General features: G+C 43.2%; 8 protein-coding genes. 4 read left to right on the forward strand and 4 right to left on the reverse strand.

Features of this window, described 5'->3' with window-relative positions; all coding sequences use genetic code 11:
* The 4 genes from ABWO12_RS11445 to ABWO12_RS11460 form a co-directional block, all read left to right on the forward strand.
* Positions 1 to 449: flavin reductase family protein (locus ABWO12_RS11445; RefSeq protein ID WP_353089087.1), on the forward strand; the 449-nt coding region annotated here is incomplete at its 5' end.
* Entirely contained in the window at positions 439 to 582 is a 144-nt protein-coding gene (locus ABWO12_RS11450) for a DUF2256 domain-containing protein (protein ID WP_297516492.1), read from the forward strand. The genes ABWO12_RS11445 and ABWO12_RS11450, both read left to right, overlap by 11 nt.
* Complete coding sequence (locus tag ABWO12_RS11455; RefSeq protein WP_353089088.1) at positions 579 to 1856, forward strand: DASH family cryptochrome; 1278 nt, start codon at positions 579 to 581, stop codon at positions 1854 to 1856. Before ABWO12_RS11450 ends, ABWO12_RS11455 begins: the two co-directional genes overlap by 4 nt.
* Entirely contained in the window at positions 1844 to 3382 is a 1539-nt protein-coding gene (locus ABWO12_RS11460) for a cryptochrome/photolyase family protein (RefSeq protein WP_353089089.1), read from the forward strand. The genes ABWO12_RS11455 and ABWO12_RS11460 overlap by 13 nt, the downstream gene beginning before the upstream one ends.
* Before the next feature lie 37 nt (positions 3383 to 3419).
* Here ABWO12_RS11460 and ABWO12_RS11465 read toward each other — a convergent pair whose 3' ends face one another.
* The 4 genes from ABWO12_RS11465 to ABWO12_RS11480 all read right to left on the reverse strand — a co-directional run.
* Positions 3420 to 5810 (reverse strand): penicillin acylase family protein, encoded by a 2391-nt coding sequence (locus ABWO12_RS11465; protein ID WP_353089090.1) that lies wholly within the window; start codon positions 5808 to 5810, stop codon positions 3420 to 3422.
* Positions 5811 to 5893: 83 nt separating this feature from the next.
* A complete protein-coding gene (gene kynU, locus ABWO12_RS11470) occupies positions 5894 to 7180 on the reverse strand; it encodes a kynureninase (protein ID WP_353089091.1) in 1287 nt (428 codons plus the stop codon).
* Between the two features lie 230 nt (positions 7181 to 7410).
* Positions 7411 to 8460: a tRNA preQ1(34) S-adenosylmethionine ribosyltransferase-isomerase QueA gene (gene queA, locus ABWO12_RS11475; RefSeq protein ID WP_073361469.1), complete on the reverse strand. Its 1050-nt coding sequence runs from the start codon at positions 8458 to 8460 to the stop codon at positions 7411 to 7413.
* 86 nt (positions 8461 to 8546) lie between these two features.
* On the reverse strand, positions 8547 to 8883 hold a 337-nt coding region (locus ABWO12_RS11480), incomplete at its 5' end, for a carboxyvinyltransferase (protein ID WP_502902936.1).

Raw genomic sequence — 8883 nt, forward strand, 5'->3', positions numbered from 1 at the left:
CCTCGGTGCCGCGACATACCTATCAAAACATTAAAGCTACTGGGTTGTTTACCGTAAATCATATCACGGTGGCGCAAATGGAAGCGGCGCATCAAACCTCGGCCGCTTACGATTATGGGGTTTCGGAGTTTGACATGACGGGATTGACGCCGATGTACCGCGAGGGTATTGCGGTGCCTTTTGTTTCGGGATCGCCTGTGCAATTGCTTTGCCGTTATTTGAATGAATATCCGATCCATGAAAACAACACGATCCATGTTATTGCGACGATTGAAGCCATTTATGTTGAGGACAATTTAGTCACACGCGACGGATGGTTGCAACTGGAGCGCGGAGATGTCGTGGCGATCAATGGTTTGGATGGCTATGCACGTCCCATCCTACAAGACCGATTTGATTATGCCCGTCCGAAAACCCCGTTAAAATCGCTTCGCCCCCATGCCTCATAAAAAAACCTTTTTACCCCAAAAAATATGTTTGGTTTGCGGACTCCCCTTTTCCTGGCGCAAAAAATGGGAAAAGAATTGGGAGTCCGTTAAATTTTGTAGTGACCGTTGCCGAAAAAATAAAAATACCCTATGAAACATCTTGTTTGGTTTCGAAATGATCTTCGCACCGAGGATCAATATGCGATGTGGAAAGCCACACAACAAGCTGAAAAAGTGATTGGCGTATATTGTTTTGACCCACGCCATTTTGCCCTTACCACTTATGGATTCCCAAAAACGGGTGCCTATCGCGCTCAATTTTTATGGGAGAGTGTTCGCGCGCTAAAACGCAATTTGGAAGCCTTGAACATTCCGCTATGGGTATTTTATGGCGAACCCGAAACGGTGATTCCTGAGTTGGCGAAAAACCAAGGCATCACAAGCCTTTTCACTACGCATGAATGGACTTCAGAGGAACGTAAAGTCACTGACGCGCTTAAAGTTCAATTACCTGGGATTGCTTTCCACGAACTTCAAGACGGCTTTTTGTTTCATCCTGAGGACATCCCATACAATGCAGCCAAAGAAATTCCTGAAATCTTCACGGAGTTTCGTAAAAAATGTGAGAAGATTTCGAAAATAAGGCCGTTGGTCGAACCCAAAGCGATGCCGAAATCGAATTATGAGGAAACGCCTGAAATTCCCATTTTAGCCTCGTGTGGAATTACACCACAATCGCCTGATAAGCGCACGGCTTTCCCATTTAAAGGAGGAGAAAACAAGGCGTTAGCGCGCTTGGAGGATTACTTTTTTACTACCGAAAATTTATCCCAATACAAACAAACCCGCAACGGATTAATTGGACCCGATTACAGTTCGAAGTTCTCTCCTTGGCTTGCCCACGGCTGCATATCGCCACGAAAAATCTACTGGGAGGTGCAACAGTACGAAGCGGAAGTTTGCAAAAATGAAGATACGTATTGGCTCATTTTCGAATTGATTTGGCGCGATTATTTTCGGTACATTTCTCAAAAACACGGCAACAAAATATTTCAATTGGATGGCATAGTCAAACAAAAATACGATTGGGAATTCAATCCCCGCAAATTTGAAAAATGGACACAAGGTAAAACGCCCGAACCTTTTGTGAATGCCAATATGAAAGAATTGGCCGCTACAGGATTCATGAGCAATCGCGGACGCCAAAATGTGGCAAGTTTTTGGGCTAAAGAATGGGAACAGGATTGGTGCGCGGGGGCTGCGTGGTTTGAATCGCTGTTAATTGATTATGATGTCCATTCTAATTACGGGAATTGGTTGTACAATTCGGGCGTAGGCAACGACCCTCGCGACCGAAAGTTTAACATTCGCCGTCAAGCAGAAATGTATGATCCAAAAAACGAATACCAGGATTTATGGAATACGTAACCTTACGCCTGATCATGGGCGACCAATTGAATCTAAAGCATTCTTGGTTTTCTGAAAAAGACCCCTCCGTGTTGTATTTGATGGCCGAAATGCGTCAGGAAACGGATTATGTGAAACACCATATTCAAAAAGTAACGGGCTTCTTTTTGGCGATGCGTGATTTTGCGCAAGAGTTACAAAACCAAGGGCATAAGGTGCATTACATTCGCATTTCGGAAGAGCTGGCTACAAAAAGTCTGCCTGATATTCTCCAGCATTGTATTGACAGGTATTCCATTCAACATTTTGAATACCAACTACCCGATGAATACCGATTGGATGTGCAATTGAAAAGCTTTTGCACAGAATTATCGATTTCGCATCAAGTGGTGGACACCGAACATTTTTACACCACACGGGAAGAATTGGGTCAGTTTTTTGAAGGCAAAAAGCAATTCTTGATGGAGAATTTTTACCGTATGATGCGGAAGAAACATCAGGTGTTGATGGTGGGTAATGAACCTTTGGGCAACCAATGGAACTTTGACCATGATAATCGCTTAAAGTACAAAAATCAAGTTCCTGTGCCTCCCATGGCAGTTTTTCCAAAAAATGTGCGGGACGTTTTGGATGAAATATACCAAGCGGGCGTGCAAACTTTTGGGGAAATCGAACCCCATTTTTTTGCTTGGCCGATCAATCGAAAGGAGGCGCTCGAACAACTGGACTATTTCTGCGACCATTTGTTGCCCCATTTTGGCGATTATGAAGATGCGATGCATACCGATCAAGCCTTCCTTTTTCACTCCCGCTTATCCTTTGTGTTGAATACGAAAATCGTAAGTCCGAAGGAAGTTGTGGATCGCGTAGTTATGCATTTTTACAAAAATCAAGACACTATCACGCTATCCCAAGTTGAAGGATTTGTACGGCAAATATTAGGCTGGCGCGAATATATACGCGGAATTTACTGGCGTCACATGCCCGATTACGCGCAACGCAATGCCTTGGACAATACTTATCCGTTACCCGAAATGTATTGGACCGGGAAAACCAAAATGAATTGCATGCACCATGCCTTGGGTTTGAGTTTGCAAAATGCTTATGCGCACCACATCCAACGCCTGATGGTCATCGGCAATTTTTCACTCCTCACCCAGCGCCATCCCGATGCGGTAGACGCTTGGTATTTGGGTGTTTATATGGATGCATTGGAATGGGTTGAACTCCCAAACACCCGCGGAATGAGTCAGTATGCCGATGGTGGAATTTTGGCCACCAAACCCTATGTCTCCTCGGGTAGTTATATTCAAAAAATGAGCAACTACTGTACAGGTTGCCACTATGATGTTAAATCCCGTACGGGAGAGCAATCCTGTCCGTTCAACAGTTTATATTGGAATTTTTTGGATGATAAAAAAGCCTATTTTGCCAAAAACCAACGGATGGCCATGATGTTGAATTTATTGGGAAAAATCCAACCTGAAGAATTGTATGCCATAAAAAAGAGGGCTTCCGAAATAATCGAAAACCCCGACCTATTTTAATAGTATAAATTATGAATTATAAATTATAAATGTTGGATTAATTGGCTTTGGGTTTTAACACCAATAACGTTGACGTTGCTTCAATCTCTTTGCGGTTGAGTTTCATTTTTCGGAAACGGCCTTTGACAAAAAGTTCCGCTTGGTCATTGTAGTGCGGACTGGAACGTACCCCCGATTGACCCGTAGGTAAAATGCTTACACTATTTTCCACATCAGAGAAATCGATAATACGACGGGTTGAGGGGCCACCGCCCACGTTGTACTTCCCGTCCTCGGCCAAATAAAACAATAAATTATTGATCACTTCATTTCCTCCGGGCACTTCAAAGGTACCTACATTAAAAACGGGTCGCAATGCTGCCACTTTCCCCAGAGGATGCTGGAGCTCAAGTGTATGGACTTTCCCCCAACGCCAGTGGGTATATTCGGTACCTAATTGGTTTTCTAATGCTTTAATCGCTTCATGAAACGAACGGTTCATCATTTGGCCTCGGGTTTCTTTACTGCCTTTGGTGTTTACATCATCCCACCACGGTGAATTGGGATTGTTGCTTTGTCCCGCGATCATTTGTTTGAGCATATGCGTTCCCAAGAAAAGGGCAAATCGCTCTTCTCCCAATTCGTCTTGAAAGGTGTTTTTTAGATAACAATACAGCCATTTGTTGTAAATCGTAGGTGCGATATCATAGACTGCATGGGTTCCTTCCCATTGTTGGAGTGTTTCTAATGCACTTTTTTCAGTCGCTGTCAGTCCGTTTTTGGGGATACATTTTATCCAATTTTTCACTAAATCAGGATAAATTAAGGACGTATGGTCGTTAATCATGCGTTCCACATCGGAACGATCCCAATTATTTTTGGTGGCCAACAACGACTGAATGCGTTTGGCGCGGTCTTGGGGCAAATAATAGCCGGGATACAAATAGCCGTCTATGGGTTCGGGTTGGTTATTGGCCGAATAGACATAATGCCAGTTGGGATTGATCGCATAGGGATTTTCTTCAAAAGGCAAGAAGGTCCGCTGGTCGTCTTTGCCATTTGTTCCATCCAAAATAAAGTTGGGATTTACGCCTTCGGGCATGCAATACAATTTCCCCGACGTGATCCAAGCGATATTATTTTTGGCATCCCCATACATAACATTCAAGCCGGGGGCGTGCACGAGACCTACCTTTTGATAAAAATCATCCAAATTTTTGGCATGACTCAACCCATAGACGGCTTCCAAAATATGATTGGCGTGTTGGGTGTAAATCCACGACATGGTTACAGGATTTTTGGCTTTCAATCCTTTCAACAATCCATTCATCACGGGTCCGTGTTGGGTTGATTTTATGGTCAATGCAACATCGGCTGTGTCTTTTACTTTGATGGTTTTGGTACGCACGGAATAATTCGCATAGCCTGAAGCTGTTTTGTATTGCTTGGTATTTTGGGGATGATTTTCTTCTTGGAAAAAGTCCAAATCATCATTTTCAAACATGGTCAACCCATACGCATACTCACGGTTATGGCCGAGTAAAGGAAAAGGAGTTCCGGCCAAATAATAGCCGTACATTTCATAACCGGGACAAGAAATATGGGCTTCATACCATGTGCCCGGTTGGGAGAACATGATATGTGGGTCGTTGGCAAAAATAACCTTGTTGTTCTTGGTTTTTTCGGCACCGATTACCCAGCTGTTGCTCCCGATAAAAGGAGGTACGGGTGATTGTTCGAGAAGTTCAGTGATTGATTTTGAAATCGCAGCATAATCGTTGGCTTTGCCTTTATAGGATTTCAAACGGGTTTTGGCCAAAGCACCGTCCAGCCCAAAGTCGGCTAAATAGTCCCTTCCCCATTCGTCTCGAATTTCCGTCAGCAACGGGTCGGTTTTTTGCGCCATGGCAAAACTGAAGGACATGAATCCGAAGATGTTGTACATGTCTTTGAGGGTAAACGGTGTCTTTTCAACTCCGATCAAATCAAATTCAACGGGTGTTTTTCCTTCCTCTATATAGTGATTTACCCCATCGATATAGGCTTGGGCCAATTGGTAGGCTTCTGAATTTTTATCCAATGCAGCTACCGCTTGGGCTGAATTTTCATCAATTCCGATACCGGCAAAGAACTTGTCGTTTTCTAACGCTTTTACCCCAAACAATTCCGACAAGCGTCCGGGAGCAATACGCCGCATCAACTCCATTTGCCACAAGCGATCTTGGGCATGCACATAACCAAGCGCTCGCAAAGCATCTTTTTGATTTTGGGCATAAATATGAGGCACCCCGTAGTCATCAAAATAGACTTTGGTTTCGTTTGATAAGCCTGCTAGTGACTGTTCGCCTTCGTATTGAGGTGCTTTCGTTTGGAAATAAATATAAATTCCAAGGCTAATAGCCAATACAATGGACAATACAATCAGTACAATTCTTTTCACTATTTTCATGATAACAAGTAAGATAAACTTTAGTCGTCGGGTATGATGATTTATTTCAACATAAAAAAAGCCTTAGAGTAAGGCTTTCAAATTTATTGTTTTTGCAAGGTTAAAATTCCCGTTTTCAAAATCTGTCCAAATGTATACATATCTTCATACGAACAATAGAAAGGAGCGGGCGCTAGCCGAATTACATTGGGTTCACGCCAATCGGTAATGACGCCATTTTTCATTAAATAATCGAACAAATTTCGCCCTTGTCCATGTAAATACACCGACAATTGGCAAGCGCGTTCATCGGGATTGCTGGGCGTGATGACTTCAAAATCGGCACCGTCCAACTGTTGATCGATATCATGCAATACAAATTCGAGGTAAGCCGTCAATTGGTTTCGCTTGGCAATCAATCGGTCCATGCCTACCTCATCAAAGAGTTCGACCGATGCCAAATATGGAGCCAATGACAATATGGGCAAATTACTCACTTGCCAACCGTTGGCACCTTGCACGGGATCAAAGTCGGGTTCCATTTTGAAACGACGTTCTTTATTGTGTCCCCACCACCCTGCAAAACGGGGTAAATTGGTGTGGTGGTGTTTTTCGTGAACAAAACAACCCGAGGCATTTCCTGGGCCAGAGTTCATGTATTTATAACTGCACCAAGCGGCAAAATCGACATTCCAGTCGTGCAAGTTCAATTGGATATTCCCGGCAGCGTGCGCCAAGTCGAACCCTACATAAGCGCCTACGGCATGACCGGCTTCGGTGATAGTTTTTAGATCAAACACTTGACCCGTGTAATAATTCACACCGCCCCACAATACAAGTGCCAACTCCTCACCGACTTCATTGATTTTAGCGATAATATCTTCGTGGCGAATATTATGTTCGCCCTCGCGACGTTTTACCTCAACTATCGCATCTTTTGGGTCAAATCCGTGTACGCGAACTTGTGATTGAAACATATATTGATCGGAAGGGAAGGCTTTTTCTTCGCAAATGATTTTGTAGCGTTTGCCTTGCGGGCGGTAAAACGACACCATCAATAAGTGCAGGTTTACGGTCAAGGTATTCATTACCGTCACTTCTGAAGGCAAGGCACCTACAATTTTACTTAAGGGATTGGCAAAACGTTCATGGTAATCCCACCAGGGTTTTTCGGCATAAAAATGTCCTTCTACCGCCAAATTCGCCCAATCATCCATAACTTCTTGCACAAATTGAGCCGCCGATTTGGGTTGCAACCCCAAGGAATTTCCCGTAAAATAAATTACATTTTTACCTTCATGTTGAGGAAAAATAAACTGATCGCGGTACGCTCGCAGGTCGTCTTGGCTATCGAGTTGTTGTGCGAATTCACGCGTATTTTGAAATGTCATCGTTTTGTTGGTTTGAAGGGTAAATGTAGTAATCTTGGAGGAGATTTGAAATAGTAATTATGGGTTATGAATTATGAGTTATGAGTTATGAATTATGAGTTATGAATGAATTGCTGGTTGTATAATAGCCGCATTGACACACCTGCCTGCCGGCAGGCAGGTTGCCGCATCGACATATTGACACATTGCCTCATTAAAAAAGGCCATCATTTCTGACAGCCTTTTCTAAATTATAAGATCAACATCGCGTCGCCATAGGAATAAAAACGATAGCGTTCTTTTACGGCTTCTTCATAGGCTTTTTTCATTAAGTCATGTCCACAAAATGCTGAAATCATCATTAACAAGGTTGATTTTGGCGTGTGGAAATTGGTCACCATACAATTGGCAATACTAAAATCATAGGGTGGGAAGATGAATTTGTTGGTCCAACCATCATAAGGATTTAGCGTACGGTTGGATGAAACCGAACTTTCAATGGCGCGCATCGAAGTGGTTCCAATGCAACACACACGGCGTTTGTTTTCGATGGCTTTGTTGACGGTATCACATGCCTCTTGAGAAATGCGTAATTCTTCGGAGTCCATTTTATGTTTGGATAAATCCTCTACTTCAACGGGATTGAAGGTTCCTAATCCCACGTGAAGCGTAACTTCAGCGAAGTTGATACCTTTGATTTCAAGACGTTTCAACAAATGTTTTGAAAAGTGCAATCCAGCAGTGGGTGCAGCCACGGCGCCTTCTTCTTTAGCATAAATCGTTTGGTAACGTTCGGCGTCCTCTTCGGTAACTTCACGGTTGATGTATTTAGGAATCGGCGTTTCTCCTAATTCCTTCAATTTATAACGGAATTCTTCGTAGGAACCGTCGTATAAGAAACGAAGGGTACGTCCACGAGAAGTGGTGTTATCAATTACTTCTGCCACCAATGAATCGTCATCGCCGAAATACAATTTATTCCCGATACGGATTTTACGGGCAGGATCGACCAAAACATCCCATAGGCGTTGTTCCGCATTTAATTCGCGCAACAAGAAAACTTCGATACGCGCTCCTGTTTTCTCTTTGTTTCCATACATACGCGCTGGAAACACTTTGGTATTGTTTAAAATCATCACATCGCCATCATCAAAATAGTCGATAATGTCTTTAAACAATTTATGTTCGATTTGCCCGGTGCTGCGGTGTACCACCATTAAGCGCGACTCATCGCGGTTTTCAGCAGGAAATTCGGCCAGTAACTCTGGAGGTAAATGGAAATTAAAATGGGATAGTTTCATCTTTTTATAGCCTTTAGATTACATTATTTTGCCTCACGGCAAACGAGTGCAAATATACTATCCGCAAAAGGGGGTTGTCAAGTAAATTACGATTTAATTTCCGACATTTCCCCTGAAATCCCTGCCTGCGCGAGATCACTCCAAAAAGTGGGATACGATTTTGACACCACTTCGGCATTTTCAATGCGTAGTGGCACACAAAGTGCTAATGGAGCAAAAGCCATGGCTATTCGATGGTCTTGATAGGTCGCTATGGCCACATTGGGAATTAGGTGGGTTGAAGATTCAAGATGTAATGTATCGGCGGTGGTTTGGATTTGTCCCCCTAGTTTTGAAATCTCTTGCTGCAAGGCTACTAACCGGTCGGTTTCTTTAATTTTAAGCGTATGCAATCCGGTCAAAGTACATGAAATTCCGAGTCCG

The sequence above is a fragment of the Flavobacterium sp. genome (assembly GCF_040379285.1).
In the GTDB taxonomy this organism is placed as follows: domain Bacteria; phylum Bacteroidota; class Bacteroidia; order Flavobacteriales; family Flavobacteriaceae; genus Flavobacterium.

Coding starts and splice junctions, on each gene's coding strand:
- ABWO12_RS11450 (WP_297516492.1), top strand. CDS start 439: ATGCCTCATAAAAAAACCTTTTTACCCCAAAAAATATGTTTGGTTTGC.
- ABWO12_RS11455 (WP_353089088.1), top strand. CDS start 579: ATGAAACATCTTGTTTGGTTTCGAAATGATCTTCGCACCGAGGATCAA.
- ABWO12_RS11460 (WP_353089089.1), top strand. CDS start 1,844: ATGGAATACGTAACCTTACGCCTGATCATGGGCGACCAATTGAATCTA.
- ABWO12_RS11465 (WP_353089090.1), bottom strand. CDS start 5,810: ATGAAAATAGTGAAAAGAATTGTACTGATTGTATTGTCCATTGTATTG.
- kynU (WP_353089091.1), bottom strand. CDS start 7,180: ATGACATTTCAAAATACGCGTGAATTCGCACAACAACTCGATAGCCAA.
- queA (WP_073361469.1), bottom strand. CDS start 8,460: ATGAAACTATCCCATTTTAATTTCCATTTACCTCCAGAGTTACTGGCC.